The sequence below is a fragment of the Variovorax sp. 10L421 genome (assembly GCF_056395365.1).
Genome location: NZ_JBFTJJ010000009.1, coordinates 1 through 15860 on the forward strand (window position 1 = coordinate 1; position 15860 = coordinate 15860).

The window sequence follows — 15860 nt, forward strand, 5'->3', positions numbered from 1 at the left end:
GCGGCGCCGCATCTGCTGGCCATCGAGCCGGGCCTGCGCGACCGCACGCTGGTGGTGAACGGCGTGTCGAAGACCTATGCGATGACGGGCTGGCGCATCGGCTATGCAGCCGGCCCCGCGGACATCATCGCGGCGCTGGACATGCTGCAATCGCAGTCGACCAGCGGCGCATCGTCGGTGAGCCAGGTCGCCGCCGTGGCCGCCCTGAACAGCGACGCGGCCTTTCTTCCCGACTGGGTTGCCACCTACAGAGTCCGTCCTGAATAATCCGATTTCAAGCGTTCTCGAGTTGAGTGCGGCCCATTGGCGAGGAGAACATCGCTAGCAGCGCAGGCAATGTGAGCGCGAATCGGGCGGCAAGAAGCCGCAGCTTCGCCAGGATCAGGCGCAGGTTGTGCCCCGCCCCGCACATCACCGCATGCAGCGCGTCGCCCAACGCGCCCTTGAGCGGATTGCGGCCAAGTCGGCCGTCCATCTTCATGTGCCCGATGGCTGGCTCGATGGCACTGCGCCGATGGATCATCGCCTTCAAGGTCCGCGTGATGCCTCGCTTCTGGCCCGAGCGCAGGATGCGCACCCCTTGGATCTCCACGCCCCGATAGCCCTTGTCCACGATCACGGTGGTCGGCTTGCGCTCGGCCAGGATGGCGACCTGCTCCAGGGTCTTTTCCAACGTGTGCCCGTCGTATGGATTGCCCGGCATGCTGCGCATGCCCACGACCAAGCCTTCCTTCAAGGTCGTCGCAATGGTGACCTTCACGCCAAACTCATACGGGGTTCGGGCCTTGCCCTTGCTGATGCACTCGACTTCCGGGGCGTGCAGCGCATAAAGCTTGTTCTTGTCCTTCGTGCGCTGGGTGAGGATGCGACCCGTGCGCACCAGCAGATCGCTGACCTTGGTTCGTGCCTGCTCGGGCAGCGTGGCGATTTGGCGCGCCAGTTCGCGCTGTACGCGACCCACGCGCGTGCGCAAGGTCCGTACGGCTTTCCTCATCCGCTTGCACTGCTTGGCGTGGGCGTAGCGGCCGATCTGCGCGGCCAGCCTTGGGGCCGTGCGATTGCAGTTCTGGCGCAGGGCAATGCCGTGTTCGCCGGCGAGCTTCACCAGGTGCTGACGGCTCTTCTCCAGCAAACGGCTGTCGGTCGGGTGCGCGATCACCTTTGGCATGACGGTCGTGTCGACGATGACGCGATCCACGCTGGAGGCCTTCACGATGCCGCCGCGCCGGGCCGCCTCGATGGTGGCCATCAACAAGGTCTCCACGCCTTCCTCGCCGATGCGCTTCCTCCAGCGCGTGAGGCTGCTCGGATCGATGGGCGCTTCGGTCTGCAGGTAGATCTTTGCGCAGAAGTACTGCCAATACGGGTTCTCGACCCAGGTGTTGACGACGGCCGCGTCAGAGGCTTCGAAGGTGTGCTGCAGGTACAGCAGGCCGGCGACCAGGCGAGGAGGCAGTGCGGGTCGGCCGCGGCCGGAGCTGAAGTGGGCGCCAAAGGTGCGCTCGATCTCGGCCCAGTCGATCAAGCCGGCCAAGCGCACCAGCGCGTGACGCATGTTGATCAACTCGGTGAGCCGGGAGACGAACAACTCGTCAGTCTCGGGCGCTGCGGGCTTGGGTCCCATTGTTTAAACCTCGTCGGAATTTGCAAGGAAACTGCGTTCTACAACGATCGACCCTGCAAGTCGTGCGCCAAGGAAACCCTGAAATCTCAAAAAAAATCAACGGGTTGCGGATTGTTCAGGGCGGACTACAGACAGCGCCGCGACACCGCGACCCGATTGCTCAACGACATTCCGGGCATTCGCGCCCGTGCACCGGGCGGCGCGTTCTAACCGGATAATGAGAAGGTGATTCACACTCAACCCACTTCTGGATACCTGCCAAGAGATCCTTGAAGTGCGCGCTTTCCGGCGTCACGTGGGAACTTCAGGTGCTGCGGATGGGGCGCTGTTTCGAACGTATTCAGCAAGCTCGGCGTGGGTTGGGAACCACGCTCCGCGGTCCCTCGCATAACGAATCAGCTCTTCAAGGATCCATATGCGCGACCTCGCCGTGATCACGTGCGGATGCAAAGTCAGTTGGAACAGACCACCACAGTCGAGTGCGTACTTCAATTCACGAATGAAGATGTCGAAGACGCCGTCCGGGGGGGTGTAGGGCCTCAGCGACCCATGGCGTTGCATTAGGAAATAGGCCGCGTCGTCACGCACCCATTCGACGGGGATCTCTACGACACCCGTAGGTTTTCCGTCGAGAAGGAGTTCGTAGCAATCCTCATCCGCCATCAAGGAGGAGTCATACTCCAGCCCCATCTCTATGCAGATTGGAAGGGTGACTGGACTGAAGTCCCACGAAGGGGTGCGCATTCCCTTCGCCCTCACGCCAGTGATTGATTCGATTGCATCGGCCGAGCGCAGCATGAGGTCACGCTCTACTGCTCCTGAGACGCTGGTATTGAGCTCGTGTATCCACCCGTGCAGCGCAATCTCGTGGCCATTGGCGTGCAGCCGTCGCTGCTCCTCAGGATAGAGCAAGGCAGCTACGGCGGGCACGAAGAACGTGGCATGGATGCCAAACCGCTCCAGAATCTTCTCAATGCGCGGGATGCCCACTCGGTTGCCGGCTTGCCCCCAACTCATTCTCCCAATTGACCTGCCGCCATCCCGCAGTTCGTTGGTTTCGTGATCGCTGTCGAAAGAAAGTGCGACGGCGCAAGGCGCTCCATTTGGCCAGGTGCGAGGGGCGAGGGGCTTGCCCGCGCGCACACTGTTAACGCGGGCGCGCCACGTGGCCTCTGGCCACTCCCAAGGTTGGAGGTCTGAGGTTGGCTGGTTCATGCTGTTTGGTTGCTCTGCGTGGTTCGTATGAAGTCAACGGCCGCCGTCGACCTGAAGCATTTGCCCATTGATCATTTTGGCTTGCTGGCTTGCCAGAAAGAGAGCCGCATGGGCGATGTCTTCGGGTTCCGAAAAGCGCCTGAGCGCAACGCTCTCCAGAACACGTTCTTGCGTGTCCGCCCCCATCGCGTCCCACTGGCGCTGTGTTGCCGTTGTCCTCACGAATCCTGGAGCCACCGCATTCACGCGAATACCATGCGGCCCGAGTTCATGCGCGAGTTGGCGAATGAGACCCAACTCGCCATGCTTAGCTGCGCAATAGGCTTGCACTCCGGTCAGAGACGCCTGCTGCGCGGCGCCCGACGCAATCACCACAATTGCGCCAACTCTGCGTAGCTTCTGACCTGGCGCAACGGATCGGCACAGCGCAAACGCACTGCCAAGATTGATTTCGACAACGCGGTCCCACTCCTCGTCCTTGACGCGCTCGATGGGCCGATGAATCTGTCCGGCCACCCCACCTGCGTTGTGCACCAGGACGTCGATTGCCCTACCCTCCCGGTTCTCGATCGTTTGAATCCAGGCCGCTGCTGCTTTTCGATTGCTCAGGTCGACGTCGCTGAAGAAAATCTCTCGGGCGAGCTGGACCGACGCCTTCAGGTCGCAGCCATAAACCTTCGCTCCTGCGGCAAGAAAGGCGGCTGAGATGGCGCGACCGATGTCCGATACACACCCACTCACAGCAACGAGTTGATTGTCGAATCGGATGTTCATTGGGGAATCAGTTCTTCAAGATTTTGATCGGACTGAACGCGCTCGCCGTTCTCGATCTGCGTCACCATGGCCACGAGCTTGTGCAGGAAAGGACACGGCAATTCATGCCGCGCTCCTGCCTCGATCACTTCTCCGAGAAGTACCCCCACCTCGGTACGCCGCCTGCGAATCGCTAGGTCCCGCCAGACGCCTGAATGCGTTTTGGCGTTTGCACGATTGAAGTCGACCATGGCCTGGACACTCGCCGCCGCCTCTTCTGCCGTGGCCAGACTGCTAAAGGCGCTGGGGTTGAAACCGTCGAAGCCGGAAAGCAATACACCCTCGGCTTCCGCGACCGCCACGACCTCCCCAGCCACACTGCGCCAAACCTCCAGCAGTTCGGGGCGGGCCAAGCACTCTGCGATCCCCTTCTCTCCGAGTGCCTGAGCCATCAGTAGCGAGCCATAGGCGAGCTTGCCCCACAAGTAGGACCAAACGTCCGCCGACACCCTTACGTTCGGGTCGAAAAGCCTCAGTTCGCTCTCTAATTGGAGTAACCGAGGTGTGATCGATCCATCGAGTTCTCCGATGACGAATGCGGCGTGGTTAGCAAAGTGGATTTCTCCAGGCCCGGTCCAGTCGGCGCCAAAGTTGACGAACGCTCCGACGGTACGGCTCTTCCCCACAATGCGGGAAATTTCTTTCTCGCAAAGGCCGTTTTGCAGAGAAAGCACATAGCCGTCTTCGGCGAGATGCGGCTTCAGCGCCTCGCAAGCTGTTGTTGTGTCTTGCGCCTTTACCGCCAGAAAGATGCGATTCCATTTCCCTTCCAGTTCAGAAGGTGTGAACGCTGGCGCAACGACAGCGAACGCGCCCTTCGGCCCGGAAATCTTCAAGCCGTGTCCGGAATCGCAGATGGCTGCAACGTGATCGTCAATCACGTCGACGAAGGTCACCCGATTTCCATGTTTGCTCAGGCATGCACCGACTGTGCCGCCAATGGCACCAGCACCCCAAACCAAAATGTCCTTTTCATTCATTGATCAATGCCTTAGCTCAGCTTGTCATGTGCGGTTTCGCGGTTTCTGGAGATGGCAATGCCAGACACCAAAGCGGCGGCGATCACATACCAGGTCGGGGAGATGGGCTGCCCAGTCGTCGCGATCAGCCACGTGGCGATATATGGCGCGAAGCCGCCGAACAGCGCCGTGGCCAGCGCGTAACCGATGGACAGCGACGCGGTACGGATTCGGGTAGGAAACAGTTCGCAAAGCGCAGCGGGCGCCGCACCACTGAACGCGGCGAGGAACAAGTTCAGGGTTATTTGGACAGTCAGCGCGACCACCAATGTCTTGTGTTGAAGGACCACCCAGAACAGAGGGTAGACCAACACGGCCAAGGCGACACAGCAGCCCAGGAGCAGCGGTTTTCGGCCGATGCGATCGGAGATATAGCCAAAAATTGGGCTCGCAATCACCATGAACAGCAAGGCAATGGAGTTCGAGGTGAGGGCCTGGGACTGCGTCAATCCTGCGTGCTTGACGAGGAAAGTCGGCATGTACGACAGCATGATGTAGAAGCTCACCGTCCACACCACGGTGAAGCCAAACGCCAACCCCATCTGCCTCATCGCGACCGACGCGGGTGTCGGTGGCGTGTTCATTGCGGTTTGTGCCTCGCGATAGACCGTCGGCTCGACCAGGTTACGGCGCATGTAGATCCCAACTGGCAAAAGCACGATGCCAGCCAGAAAAGGAACTCGCCATGCCCACGCGTCAACCTCGGCCGGCGTGTAGGCGAAGTTCAACGCCGTCACGACGAGGCTGGAAAGAAGCAGTGAAGCAGAGATCGAGGCTTGGCCCAGCGCGCCGTAGAAACCCCTGCGACCCGGCGGGGCGGACTCTACGATGAACGCTGTCGCGCTTCCCCATTCACCTCCTGCGGCCAAGCCCTGAACGATGCGCAGCGCTACCAGCGCAATCGGGGCGGCAACACCGATGCTTTGGTAGTCCGGCAACAGGCCGATGCCGACAGTTCCGATGGCCATTCCAAAGATCGTGATCTGCAATGCGATCTTGCGACCACGCAGATCGGCCAAGCGCCCAATCAGTGCAGCGCCGACAGGGCGCGCGAGAAATCCAACGCCGAATGTGGCAAACGTCGCAAGAAGCGCGGCCACGTCATCGCCATGAAAAAACCGCTTGGCAATCGTCGTTGCCAGAAAGGCATAGATGATGAAGTCGTAATACTCGAGGGCGTTACCAATCATGGCAGCTATCAGTTGCCGGCGTCTGCTGGATCCAGCGACATGCTCGACGGCGGTGCCATGCAGTGTGGAAGCCTGTGCGGAACTCATGGGGACTCCAGTGAGAGAAGTTTGGATGGACACGTCTGACGTTGCCTGCCGGCCAATTTTCGGAACGACATTCATATATAGGAACGACGTACAAATATTATTGCCAACGAGCGAAATCGAAGCGGGGGGTTTACCCTTATTACTGGTAAGTCTTGGATGGGGCTGGCGGCACTTGATGCAAGACGACAATCTGAGCCCAGGGCCTACGGATTTGCCCTTTCATGGAGGTTTTCTTCAGATGACAGAAATAGTCCGCTCTGCGGCACGTGTGCTCGATCTTCTCGAGTACTTCGCGGGAATCGAAGGCGACGCCACGCTCGCGGCGGTAACTGAGGCGATGGAAATGCCCAAGACGACCGTCCTTGCGCTCTTGAAGACCCTCTGCGCGCGCGGGTACCTGCTTCGCGATGGCCGCGGGCTTTACTCGCTCAATGAAATCTTTGCGTCCCAAGGATTCGGGTGGGCAAGCAGCAGGCTTGTTCGCCTTCTCTCAGCCGCCGATCCGATCCTGCAGAAGTTCGCGGAACAGGTGGGGGAGACAGCGCTTCTAGGCGCACTGACTCCGGACGGTCAGGTCAAGGTGCTCGTTCAGACATTGACGACCCAACCCATACGCTACCAAACCGATGTGGGCCGCACTGTGCCGGTTTATTGCACTGCGATGGGACGCATTCTCCTGTCCGAGAGTCTGATTGATGAGCGCAATGCGCTACTTGCAAAGCATCCGATTGGCTCGTTTACGACGAGCACACTAACGGATCCAGCCAAGATTCATGAGCAGATGGACATAGCGCGCGATCAAGGGTACTGCGTTGTTGTGGATGAGTACGACAACGGCGGCACAGGCATCGCGGCAGCACTGCGCGACGGCCACGGAAAGATCTTCGCAGCATTGAACTTCGCCTGCGTCTCGGCGCGCTTTGCCAGCAAGCAGGACACGTTGAAGTTATTGCTGAAAAAGGCCGTGCTTGAATTAGAAGCCTCTGTAAAGAAGCCAAGCGAAACTGCCCCGATCGGCCACTCCGACAGTTGACCCTGCCAAGCCATGAGTCCGTGGGACAAGCGGTGTTGCGAAGGAGTGCGCACGTCTCACACGTTGAATGGTTTCGTAGTCGCGTTCCCACGGAAGAAAGATGGCATCGCCAGAGAGTTTTTCCTGGCTGGCTTCTTTCGAGCAGGATGTCGCGCAGGAGCGCGGCACTGTCAATCTGCGACCGCCCACCAGCGCATCGCGTCGATTTGTCAAGGCAGTGCTATCCGAAGGGGTCATCGACCAAGCCGAGAGCTATGAACTCAAAGAACTGGTGGACTACCGCAACATCATTTTGCACACGATTCATGATTTGACCGGGGATGTGGGAGCCCACTCCGACCTGACGAAGCGTGACCCCGAGACGTTCAAGCTCATCCCTTCCTACGATGTATTCAGTCACAAAGGTTGACGTGAGCCGACAAGTTGGATTCTCCTTGCCAACTATTCCTGCCGGCGAGTTGATCTATTCACATCTTTTCAAGATCCTCCTATACCGTTTCCGAGTGATCTGGCAATCTCCCAAGACACCCCCGCGCCGCGCACCGTCGCAGCGATCTGCTGCCCCAATCGCTGCTCGACCACCGGCCGCCAGGGCACCAGGCTGAACCCCATGCCGTCGTCTAGCATCGCGTAGCGCCCGCTGGCGAACGTGACACTGCGCCGGTAGACGCCGGCCACGCGCTGCCCGTCAGCTACAGGGCGATGCTCCAGCCCGGTTTCAGAAGCAATGTCCTTGGCGGCCTGCGCCAGTTCCCGGTTGCGCAGCGTCGTCAGCAGGTTGCGTGCCAGGATCACGCGCTGCCCGCGCCGCTCGGCCAGCCCCTGTTCGGCGAGGAATTCGGCGCGCTGCTGCATCGCCTGCTTCGCCTCGCCGCCAAAGCCCAAGTCACTCAGTCCCCGGCCACCGCCGATCAGTTGCTGGTCGAGCCAGGTGGCACCGATCACGCGCGCCTGCCGTTCAATGGGAAGGTGCGATTTCAGCTCCACGGCCACGCCGCCCTGGCGCTGCGCGTCGTACTGGCGACCGCGTTCGAACAGGTCGTCAGGCACCTTCCATAGCCCGTCGGCTACGCGCTCCACGATGCCCGCTCGGCGCAGGGCTTCCAAGCGTCGGACATGCGCCGCCACTACCTCCTGCGGAACGCGGCCCGGTACGGCCTGCCCCTGCGCGATAGCCAGGTGATGGTCGGTGCGGTACAGGCCATCGCTCGCCAGCGCGGCGATGTTGCGGTCAGCCGCGCACACGTCGGCCGCCCCCTTCACCTCCACCACCGCGCCGGTCGGGTAGTTCGCCAGTTCGTTGCGGGCGTTGAGCGCGACGTAGTGGGCTTTGCCGTCCACGCCGTCGATGACCAGATAGCCCCGGTCGCGCAGCTCGTCGGCCAGCCCCTTCTCGGCCACGCGGCCGAGGATGGTGCGCCCGTCGTCTCCCGGCTGGAACACTGCCAGATCTCGCGCCTCGCCGCGCATGGCCCGCTGCATGGTGCGGATGATGTCGCTGCGCTCGCCCACGGCGTGCAGGGTCTTTTCCGCATCGGCATGGACGGCCCAGGCGCCCGGCTGCGTCTCGTTGGCCAGGCCCAGGCGCTGCAAGCGTTGCAGGCGGCCGATCAGCAGCAGGCGCTGGCGTTGCAATCTCGGTTCGTTGAGCCATTCGACATGCACCAGGCCATCGTCACCGACCTCGCGCTTGAGCGTGCGATCGAGGCTCGTCCACCGCTCCTGATCCACCTCGCGCCGCAAGGTCTGCCGGATCTCCAGCTCGGTGCGCGGCCCCAACCATTCGGTCGCCAGCTCGGCGGCACGTTGGCGGAAGCCATCGGCGATGTAGTCGCCCGCGATGATGAGGTCTTTGCCCGTGTCGTCGCGCCCGCGCACGACGATGTGCGTGTGCGGGTTGTCGGTGTTCCAGTGGTTGACAGCCACCCAATCGAGGCCCGTGCCCAGGTCGGCCCCAATGCGGTCCATGAGGTGCCGCGTGTAGGTGCGCAGGTCTTCCAGCTCCGCGCCGTCCTCGGGCGCAAGGATGAAGCGGAAATGGTGCCTGTCGTCGGCGCAGCGTTCCTTGAAGGCGTCGAGGTCGGCGGCATCGGTCTGCGGCCCGTAGGCTTGGCCTAGCTCGCCGTCGCGGCCCACGCCGTCGCGCTCGATGTAGCGGAGGTGCTTGGCGAGCGACTGCGAGCTGGCCCGTTGCTGAATGACCAGCAACGTCTTGATGGTCACGCGCCGCGACATGCGCGTCAGCTTCGCCCCCGCGAAGCGCGCTGCCGTGTGGCCGCGCCCCAGGCGCGAGCCGGGGCGCTGGCCGGTGCCACGCGCTGACGTCAAGCAACGCACCGCGGACTTGCCGCTACTGGCCTTGCCCGCCTGCTTCAGCACCTTGGACACGAAGCTCTGCCGCCGGTTCTTCGGCGCACAGGGGCGGATGCGGAAATCGTCGTCGCGGCGGTCGCTCATGGCTGTCCTCCCGTAAAGCTGCGGCGTGCCCCGGCGTGCAAAGCACGCGGGCAGCCCTGTCTTGGCGCGAGCCTTGCGCCCCAAGCGGCACGGCGGCGAAGCCGCGCCGTGCCGCGCCACCCCCACGTGCAGACTGGCTTTGCGGGCGGACAGGTGCCGCCCCCTTTTGTCTTGCCCTCCGTCTCCACCTCGCGCATCCGCTCCCGGCTCCGACCCACCGCCAGCCGCGCACGGGGTGCGCAACGCTGCCCCAGGGGCAGCGGCGGTGCAGCAGGCGCTGCACGCTGGCGCGGGGCTCCCTGCACGTCGGAATGCGGTCGAAGCACGGCTTCACCCACCGTTCGGCGGTACATCCCGTGCACGGTTGGATGCAGCAGCGGGGCAGAACCTGTGCAGGCGCGGTGCACGCGTGAATGCGGGGCCGGCGACAGTTCGGACGCAGACGCGACACGACCGCGGCGCACGTCTGGACGGTGTGCCGAACACCCGCTCATGGCGCGCCCCAAGTCCACAGCGGCCGCGCGATGCCGACCACTGCGGATGCTGCAATGGGCCCGAAGTAGCGACTGTCGAACGACGCCGGATGCGTGTCGCTGAGCAGGAACAACTCGCCCTCGGCGAGGGGCCGGCATGGCGACCAAGCCGACAACGGGCGGCGCACGCCGTCATGTGTCCGAGCCGTTGCCACGGCCGCGCCATCGATGCGAACCACATGATCCCGAACACATACCAACTGCGGCGCCACGGCGCCAATGCGTTTGAGGATAGGCACGCCCGTCGGAAGATAGCCGCGCTGCGCCGCGAATTCGGCCACGCCGGCGGGAAGCCAGGCCAGCACGATGCTGTCGACGCGCAGCGAAGCTGCGCTGTCGATGCGACAAACGCGGTACCAGCCACGCGCCACGCTGTCGCTGGCGTTGTAGACGATGCGCACAGGCATCGGCACCACGGCCGGCGCGCACAGCGCCGCCAGGCCCAGACCCATGCAGGCCAGCAACAGGGTTCGGCACAGGGCCGGCGCCATGATCGGCTTCATCGCAGCGCCCCACACGCGAGATGCGCCGCATGCCGTTCGGCCGTATACGCCGGCAGCGGCTGGCGCGCAGCCAGCCGGTTGCCGGCCATGCGCCAGTAGGTCTCCGCCACCGCGCACGGATCGATACCGATCTGTTCGATGGCATCGATGGCGGTGAGCACGGCCTTGACGCCAGGCTCGCCATCGGCGCGCAGCAAGATGCGCGCGCCAGGCGAGACGCCGGCAATCCGCTGGATGTCGCGCTGTGCTTCGTCGATCGGCGTCGGCGCCTGCAGCACCATGAGCTGCCAGAGCGCCGTGCCGTAGTCGTTGCCAAGCCACTTGATGCGGCAGCAGACCATCCCAGGTGCGAGCACCGCGACGCGCCGCCAGCGGTCCAGCACGATCTCGCGCACGGGATGTCCGAAGCCAAGGTAGACATTCACACGGTGCTCGACGAAGGCGAGCGAGACGCGCATGTGGGTTGACACATGGGTGGATCTTGGCGACAGCGCCGCTTGCGGCCAAGGCTGCGCGGAAGCGATATTCGGCGCGCTCATGCCCTGCCCTCCGCAAACTCCCGCTCCAGCAGTTCGCGCAACATGTCAGCCACCGTGATGCCGCGCTGGAACGCGATCACCTTGATGCGCCCGCGCAGCGCGGGCGTCACGTCGATGGTGAGCCGCGCGGTGAAGACCCCCGCCTTCGCCGACGTGGCGGTGCTGTCTTCGCGATGCACCCAGGCCGTGGCCGGATCGGCCGCTGGCCTACGCCCGATGGGCGCGCGGTGCTGCGTCTTCGATGTCGCGGGCGCCGTCATCCCAGCACCTCCCGCACGGCTTTCGCGAACGCAGCTATCTCGCGCGCTGCCGCGCACTGCGGCGCCACTTCGCTCACCAGCCGTCCAGCGGCCACGCTGTCAGCAAACACGATGCGCTGCGAGACCTCGGCGTTCAAGGCGGGGAACGGTTGATCGGCCAGCGCCTGCCGCGCCTCGCGCCCGATCACGGTCCCGACCACGCGCCGATTGATCACGAAGGCCGCGCGCAGTTGGGGCCTGAAGACCCGGGCCTCGGCAATGAGACCGACCATCTCCTGCGTCGCCCACACGTCGTAGGCACTCGGCTGCACCGGGATCAGCACCAGGTCCGCGGCCAGCAGCGCGGAGCGCGCAAGGGCCGCGACCCTGGGCGGCCCGTCGATCACGACGTAATCCGCCTCCAGCGCGATCTGCGGCACCTCCCGGTGCAGGGTATCCCTCGCCAGCCCGAAGACACCATAGAGGCGCTCCTGGCCGCTTTGCAGCCTTCTTTGTGCCCAGTCCAGAGCCGAGCCCTGCGGATCGGCATCGAGCAGCGTGACGCGCCTTCCCTGCATCGCCAGCTCGCCCGCCAAGTGCGTGGCGAGCGTGGTCTTGCCCGCGCCGCCTTTCTGGTTGAGCAGCGCGATGACTTTGCCGACCAGGCCGGATTGCCTTTCTGGAAAGCGGCTTTCTGCCGCGTCGGACGAGGCGATGCCCGTTTTTTGAGCAGCGGCGCTGACCTCTCTTCTTTTATTCATCAAGTTAGTCCCAGTTATGTATAAAAGTTAAGGACGACCCAAACCGTTGCTGGGCGCGGCCTGCGCGAGGTTTTGCGCCAGTGATCTCCCGATAGCGGCGCCGGTGATCTCCCGACTCCCGCGCCGGCGATCTCCCGAGTCCATCCACACACCATCCACAGGTTCTTCAACATCCCCAGTGGACAAGTCGGGCGGTAGAGACGCGTCAGCATCGGGGCGGAAGGCCAGCCATTCAGTGCGGCCGGACCACTCGATGGCGAGCCGGTAGCCCGGCAAGGACTGGCGCAGGACCAGCCCGCGCAGGTGCAGCGCGAAGTCGCGGTAGCGCTGCAGGCTTCCCGACTTCAGGTACAGGTGCCGCAGGTCGAAGCGCCATCCGTTGCGCTGCCGCCCGCCGTGCTTGCGCACGAGCCGGTACAGCCAGCGCTCGATGCCTCCGGTGAGACGGAAGTACGTGGGATCGAGCGTGAGCACCAGGGCGTCGTCCATCACGCCGGAATAGAACCAGTCTGGCAGGATCAGCTCGATGCCATCGGACCGTCCGTCAGGGCGCACGTGCTCCTGCCACTCGTTGATCCACGAGAAGCGGTGCATGCGCTTGCCGGCCTGGCGGATAGAGGTCAGGACCGTGGTGGACTGCAGCCGGTCCAGCGAGGCGCGCAGCGCCAGGTACTCGGTCTGGCCCGTACCACGCTGGGCGAAGCGCAGGATCTCGTAGGGCGTGGCCGCCATCAGGCGGGACGTGGGCCGGCCTTCATCCCGCGCCTGCACGATCTGGCTCGCGGCCCAGATCAGCACGTCGGCGTCCCAGATGGTCGCGATGCCATGCTCGGGCACACCTTCGACGGTGAGCGAGATGCCGCCGGCGTCGAAGCGGATGGGCACCGTGCGCCGGGACTTGGCCAGGCTGAAGAACGGGTAGGCCATCAGGTCCTGGGCATCGCGCAAGGCCATGTCCTCGCCCGGCAGCGCGCGGAACAGCGGGAGCTGCTCGCGTTCGCTGGGGCGCTTGGACATGGCGGACCGTTCCGGTTCAGAGAGCCATTCAGCGGACAGAGTCGCGCACCACGTAGCCAGGATCGGAGGTCATGCCGAAGGTGTTGCTGTCGGCCCAGGCGCGCAGGTCCGTCGCGGCATAGACCACGCGTGCGCCGAACTTGCGAAAGCGCGGCCCGCCACCGAGAACGCGCTGCTTCTCCAGCGTGCGCGGCGACAGGCGCAGGAAGGCGGCCGCCTCATCGGTAGTCAGGAATTCAGGATTTGMGACTGCGGCAGGTGCCGCTGCCGAAGGAGCGGGCTGCGGCGCAGTCGCTGCTGCCGTGCGCGAATAGATCGAATGTCCAACTGCCATGAAGGCCTCCATCTGGATGGATGGGCCGCAAACCATTCGCGGTCCGATGGAGGCAGTCTCGGGAAATCAACGGCGCGTGAGCAGGGACATATTCAGCGCATGGGTTCGTCTCCGGGGGCGCTGACGTGTGCCTGGCGTACCCCCGCCAAGCCCAGGTAGCCACGCCGCATCAAACCCTCGGCCCGTGAAACGAGGTGGCGCACCTGCGCCCGCAGCACGCCGTCGGCGTGCCATTGCGCGCGCACCGCTTCCAGGCCGAAGAGCGCAATGGCGAGGTCGCGGTGCGAGGCATGGGCCTGCATGGCATCGAGCGCCTGCAGGGCGCGCAGGTGCAGCAGGCCAGCGCGCGAGACGGGCCGCGCCGGAGAACTCGGCAGCGGATCGCCATCGAGCAGCGCGGCCAGGTCCTGGAACTCGCCGAGCTGGCCGCGCAGGTGCAGGGTCAACAGGACGGTGCAAACATAGGCAGATCCATCTTCCAAACCCGCGTCCAGCAGGATGCGCGCATGGCGCGTGCCGATCGCCGTAGTCAAGACCGCATCGCCGGAGCCCTCCAGGCGCTTGCGGCCAGGGATGCGCCAGAGGTCGAAGGCCGCGGTGGTGGGTGAACGGGCTGGTGCATGGTGCGCGTGCAGGGCACGCACATGCAGCAGACCGCCGGTATCGCTGAGCCACAGCGGATGAGCCTCGCGCGCATCAAGGCGCGGGTCATCGGCAACATCGCAAGCCCCAGCGGTGTACCGCTGCGCGGTTGCGCCGAAGTCGGCCGCCTTGCCAGGCCATGCGGTAGCCGGGATGGCGGCGCAGGTACTCCCAGGCCAGCGCGGGACCGTCCAGGTCCAGCGTGTAGAGGTAGGCGGCGCCAGCGCTCCAGGGCGCGGCGGACACATCGGTATCGGAAGGCGTCGTCATGGCGCGTGCTCCGTTCAGTAGAACGGACACGCTGCCATGGATCGGACTGGCGCGGGTGGCTTTTCGAGCGATGGGGGGTCGCGCTCTGCGCTGCAAACGCGGGGAGCGCGGCCCGCGCTCAGAACAGCGTGATGACGGAGACCCGGCTCTCGGATGGAAAGTATTTCAGCCCACATTGCACGCGCGAACGGCCGAGGTCCTCGACGACCACGTTGAACTTCAACGTGTCGTCCTCCCTGGAGCGCCCCATGCTGTAGATGTAGCCTCCGCGAAACTGCGCCTTGATCCTCTCGGCCAGTTCATCGGCCGAGAACTCGGCGAGACCCGCATGCGTCAGCGCGGAGCCATGCGCCTGTCGAAGGTAGCCCAGCTTTCGTTCATCGAGATCCAGAACACAGTCATCGATGTGCACGGGGTTCGGCGTCAGTGCATTCAGCGACATGGCGACATCTTCCTCATCATCGAGCACCGGCCGCTCGATCTTGTACGACAGGAACATCTGGTACAGCGAGCTCTCGACGCTTTTGACCGTCAGTCCGAACTTCTTGAAGTGCCAAGGCAGATAGCCTTCGTTGTGGTCAGGGCCGAGACCATCTTCGTGGGTGTCGATCACGATGCTCCGGTGCTGGATGAAGGCACGGATCAGCATCGTGGAGATCATCGCTTTCATGAGCGATGTGTAGGTCAGTCCAGCGCACCGATGTACGCCGGATGATTGGCGAAGGTTTGCTCGAACGCCTGTTTGCCCGCGCTCGTCAGATTGTTCACGTAGTAGAAGGCCACCGTGCCCGCGCGCCAGGCGTTCGGAAACCGGACTCCCATGTCGGTCTCGCCGTAGCTCGCCTCGAAGGCTTCGGCAAACGACGAGCCATCTCCCGTCCAGTCACCGTACAGAACGCTCCGGGTGCCGGTGCGCTCGAGCCTGGGCAGCAGCATGTCCATCACCTCATGGCCCCAGAAGTTCGTGCTGAACCTGGTCCAGTCAAAGAAGAAGGCCGTTTCGATCTTCTTCGTGAGGGGAACCAGCGCGTTCTTTAGTTCCTTGTAGTCGATGCCCTTCGCATCGAGCCCGGCGCGCAGTGCGAGGTAGGAGCCCTGAATGGCGCGATGCATTTGGTCGCCGTTGAGCTGGAAGTGGCTCTTGAGCCATTCCAGCTGGAAATTGCTCCGGGCCTCCAGCGTGTGAATGATGTCGAATTCGTGTGCCATGCCGGCGATCAGCATAGCGAAAGCACAGATCAGTCGGTGACCATCCCGTCGCGCTGCGCGTCGGCCACGTAGACCGACAAGGTCTTGCGCGCTTTGTACTGAGGTTCGACCGCCACAGGCAGGCCTTTCGGCCCCTTGATGCCTGCCAGCATGGACAGGCTCACCGTCCCCAGTTCCGGAAACCCGGTGCCGACGTCGATGAGTCCATAGGCCGTGTCTCCATCTGCATCGAGCGCGGTAAGAACCCAGGATGCACCGGCATCGGGCGTGTAGAGCTTGAGCACTGGGTAGAAGTCGATGTCTTCGCCCCGGGCGCGGGCTGCTCCGTTGGCGAGCATCTCGCGGCGCTGTTCGTCTGTGAGGAAGGGCATGAGG

Annotated in this window: 19 protein-coding genes and 1 pseudogene; 3 read left to right on the top strand and 17 right to left on the bottom strand. The window is 63.7% G+C overall.

Annotated elements, in window-relative coordinates; genetic code table 11:
- The coding region (locus AC1DFC_RS13835) for an aminotransferase class I/II-fold pyridoxal phosphate-dependent enzyme (RefSeq protein WP_478179420.1) at nucleotides 1–267 on the top strand (267 nt) is incomplete at its 5' end.
- 7 nt (nucleotides 268–274) lie between these two features.
- Here AC1DFC_RS13835 and AC1DFC_RS13840 read toward each other — a convergent pair.
- The 5 genes from AC1DFC_RS13840 to AC1DFC_RS13860 all read right to left on the bottom strand — a co-directional run bounded on the left by AC1DFC_RS13840 (nucleotide 275) and on the right by AC1DFC_RS13860 (nucleotide 5948).
- Nucleotides 275–1624 carry an IS5 family transposase gene (locus AC1DFC_RS13840; protein WP_478179421.1) on the bottom strand — a complete coding sequence of 450 codons (1350 nt, stop codon included), beginning with the start codon at nucleotides 1622–1624 and terminating at the stop codon, nucleotides 275–277.
- Between the two features lie 291 nt (nucleotides 1625–1915).
- Entirely contained in the window at nucleotides 1916–2614 is a 699-nt protein-coding gene (locus AC1DFC_RS13845) for a polysaccharide deacetylase family protein (RefSeq protein ID WP_478179422.1), read from the bottom strand.
- A gap of 258 nt (nucleotides 2615–2872) precedes the next feature.
- On the bottom strand, nucleotides 2873–3613 hold the full coding sequence (locus tag AC1DFC_RS13850; RefSeq protein WP_478179423.1) for an SDR family NAD(P)-dependent oxidoreductase: 741 nt from the start codon (nucleotides 3611–3613) through the stop codon (nucleotides 2873–2875).
- Entirely contained in the window at nucleotides 3610–4632 is a 1023-nt protein-coding gene (locus AC1DFC_RS13855) for a ketopantoate reductase family protein (RefSeq protein WP_478179424.1), read from the bottom strand. Before AC1DFC_RS13855 ends, AC1DFC_RS13850 begins: the two co-directional genes overlap by 4 nt.
- Before the next feature lie 11 nt (nucleotides 4633–4643).
- A complete protein-coding gene (locus AC1DFC_RS13860) occupies nucleotides 4644–5948 on the bottom strand; it encodes an MFS transporter (protein ID WP_478179425.1) in 1305 nt (434 codons plus the stop codon).
- Between the two features lie 238 nt (nucleotides 5949–6186).
- Here AC1DFC_RS13860 and AC1DFC_RS13865 point away from each other — a divergent pair, with 238 nt between their 5' ends.
- Complete coding sequence (locus tag AC1DFC_RS13865; RefSeq protein ID WP_478179426.1) at nucleotides 6187–6981, top strand: IclR family transcriptional regulator; 795 nt, start codon at nucleotides 6187–6189, stop codon at nucleotides 6979–6981.
- Nucleotides 6982–7081: 100 nt separating this feature from the next.
- Complete coding sequence (locus AC1DFC_RS13870; protein WP_478179427.1) at nucleotides 7082–7390, top strand: hypothetical protein; 309 nt, start codon at nucleotides 7082–7084, stop codon at nucleotides 7388–7390.
- Nucleotides 7391–7458: 68 nt separating this feature from the next.
- Here AC1DFC_RS13870 and AC1DFC_RS13875 read toward each other — a convergent pair whose 3' ends face one another.
- From AC1DFC_RS13875 to AC1DFC_RS13930, 12 genes and pseudogenes are all read right to left on the bottom strand, one after another.
- The gene (locus tag AC1DFC_RS13875) at nucleotides 7459–9438 is read right to left on the bottom strand and encodes a DUF3363 domain-containing protein (RefSeq protein WP_478179428.1); all 1980 of its coding nucleotides are present in this window, start codon (nucleotides 9436–9438) and stop codon (nucleotides 7459–7461) included.
- Nucleotides 9439–9928: 490 nt separating this feature from the next.
- Nucleotides 9929–10474: a S26 family signal peptidase gene (locus AC1DFC_RS13880; RefSeq protein ID WP_478179429.1), complete on the bottom strand. Its 546-nt coding sequence runs from the start codon at nucleotides 10472–10474 to the stop codon at nucleotides 9929–9931.
- On the bottom strand, nucleotides 10471–11013 hold the full coding sequence (locus AC1DFC_RS13885; protein WP_478179430.1) for a DUF2840 domain-containing protein: 543 nt from the start codon (nucleotides 11011–11013) through the stop codon (nucleotides 10471–10473). Before AC1DFC_RS13885 ends, AC1DFC_RS13880 begins: the two co-directional genes overlap by 4 nt.
- Nucleotides 11010–11273 (bottom strand): chromosome partitioning protein ParB, encoded by a 264-nt coding sequence (locus AC1DFC_RS13890; protein ID WP_478179431.1) that lies wholly within the window; start codon nucleotides 11271–11273, stop codon nucleotides 11010–11012. The genes AC1DFC_RS13885 and AC1DFC_RS13890 overlap by 4 nt, the downstream gene beginning before the upstream one ends.
- Nucleotides 11270–12013: a ParA family partition ATPase gene (gene parA / locus AC1DFC_RS13895; RefSeq protein WP_478179432.1), complete on the bottom strand. Its 744-nt coding sequence runs from the start codon at nucleotides 12011–12013 to the stop codon at nucleotides 11270–11272. Before parA ends, AC1DFC_RS13890 begins: the two co-directional genes overlap by 4 nt.
- Before the next feature lie 213 nt (nucleotides 12014–12226).
- Nucleotides 12227–13030, bottom strand: a pseudogene (locus AC1DFC_RS13900) (replication initiator protein A); the annotation flags it as partial.
- Nucleotides 13031–13058: 28 nt separating this feature from the next.
- A complete protein-coding gene (locus AC1DFC_RS13905; RefSeq protein WP_478179433.1) occupies nucleotides 13059–13364 on the bottom strand; it encodes a helix-turn-helix transcriptional regulator in 306 nt (101 codons plus the stop codon).
- A 92-nt stretch (nucleotides 13365–13456) separates the two neighbouring features.
- Nucleotides 13457–14008 (bottom strand): DUF2285 domain-containing protein, encoded by a 552-nt coding sequence (locus AC1DFC_RS13910; RefSeq protein ID WP_478179434.1) that lies wholly within the window; start codon nucleotides 14006–14008, stop codon nucleotides 13457–13459.
- A gap of 64 nt (nucleotides 14009–14072) precedes the next feature.
- Nucleotides 14073–14276, bottom strand: a complete 204-nt coding sequence (locus AC1DFC_RS13915; RefSeq protein WP_478179435.1) for a transcriptional regulator domain-containing protein — start codon at nucleotides 14274–14276, stop codon at nucleotides 14073–14075.
- A gap of 118 nt (nucleotides 14277–14394) precedes the next feature.
- Nucleotides 14395–14946 (bottom strand): hypothetical protein, encoded by a 552-nt coding sequence (locus tag AC1DFC_RS13920; protein WP_478179436.1) that lies wholly within the window; start codon nucleotides 14944–14946, stop codon nucleotides 14395–14397.
- 14 nt (nucleotides 14947–14960) lie between these two features.
- On the bottom strand, nucleotides 14961–15500 hold the full coding sequence (locus tag AC1DFC_RS13925) for a hypothetical protein (protein ID WP_478179437.1): 540 nt from the start codon (nucleotides 15498–15500) through the stop codon (nucleotides 14961–14963).
- A 14-nt stretch (nucleotides 15501–15514) separates the two neighbouring features.
- A complete protein-coding gene (locus AC1DFC_RS13930) occupies nucleotides 15515–15856 on the bottom strand; it encodes a DUF2958 domain-containing protein (protein ID WP_478179438.1) in 342 nt (113 codons plus the stop codon).
- Nucleotides 15857–15860 lie beyond the last annotated feature (4 nt).

Coding starts and splice junctions, on each gene's coding strand:
- AC1DFC_RS13915 (WP_478179435.1), bottom strand. CDS start 14,276: ATGACGACGCCTTCCGATACCGATGTGTCCGCCGCGCCCTGGAGCGCT.
- AC1DFC_RS13860 (WP_478179425.1), bottom strand. CDS start 5,948: ATGAGTTCCGCACAGGCTTCCACACTGCATGGCACCGCCGTCGAGCAT.
- AC1DFC_RS13925 (WP_478179437.1), bottom strand. CDS start 15,500: ATGCTGATCGCCGGCATGGCACACGAATTCGACATCATTCACACGCTG.
- AC1DFC_RS13850 (WP_478179423.1), bottom strand. CDS start 3,613: ATGAACATCCGATTCGACAATCAACTCGTTGCTGTGAGTGGGTGTGTA.
- AC1DFC_RS13885 (WP_478179430.1), bottom strand. CDS start 11,013: ATGAGCGCGCCGAATATCGCTTCCGCGCAGCCTTGGCCGCAAGCGGCG.
- AC1DFC_RS13920 (WP_478179436.1), bottom strand. CDS start 14,946: ATGAAAGCGATGATCTCCACGATGCTGATCCGTGCCTTCATCCAGCAC.
- AC1DFC_RS13930 (WP_478179438.1), bottom strand. CDS start 15,856: ATGCCCTTCCTCACAGACGAACAGCGCCGCGAGATGCTCGCCAACGGA.
- AC1DFC_RS13890 (WP_478179431.1), bottom strand. CDS start 11,273: ATGACGGCGCCCGCGACATCGAAGACGCAGCACCGCGCGCCCATCGGG.
- AC1DFC_RS13870 (WP_478179427.1), top strand. CDS start 7,082: ATGGCATCGCCAGAGAGTTTTTCCTGGCTGGCTTCTTTCGAGCAGGAT.
- AC1DFC_RS13855 (WP_478179424.1), bottom strand. CDS start 4,632: ATGAATGAAAAGGACATTTTGGTTTGGGGTGCTGGTGCCATTGGCGGC.
- AC1DFC_RS13840 (WP_478179421.1), bottom strand. CDS start 1,624: ATGGGACCCAAGCCCGCAGCGCCCGAGACTGACGAGTTGTTCGTCTCC.
- AC1DFC_RS13880 (WP_478179429.1), bottom strand. CDS start 10,474: ATGAAGCCGATCATGGCGCCGGCCCTGTGCCGAACCCTGTTGCTGGCC.
- AC1DFC_RS13875 (WP_478179428.1), bottom strand. CDS start 9,438: ATGAGCGACCGCCGCGACGACGATTTCCGCATCCGCCCCTGTGCGCCG.
- AC1DFC_RS13865 (WP_478179426.1), top strand. CDS start 6,187: ATGACAGAAATAGTCCGCTCTGCGGCACGTGTGCTCGATCTTCTCGAG.
- parA (WP_478179432.1), bottom strand. CDS start 12,013: ATGAATAAAAGAAGAGAGGTCAGCGCCGCTGCTCAAAAAACGGGCATC.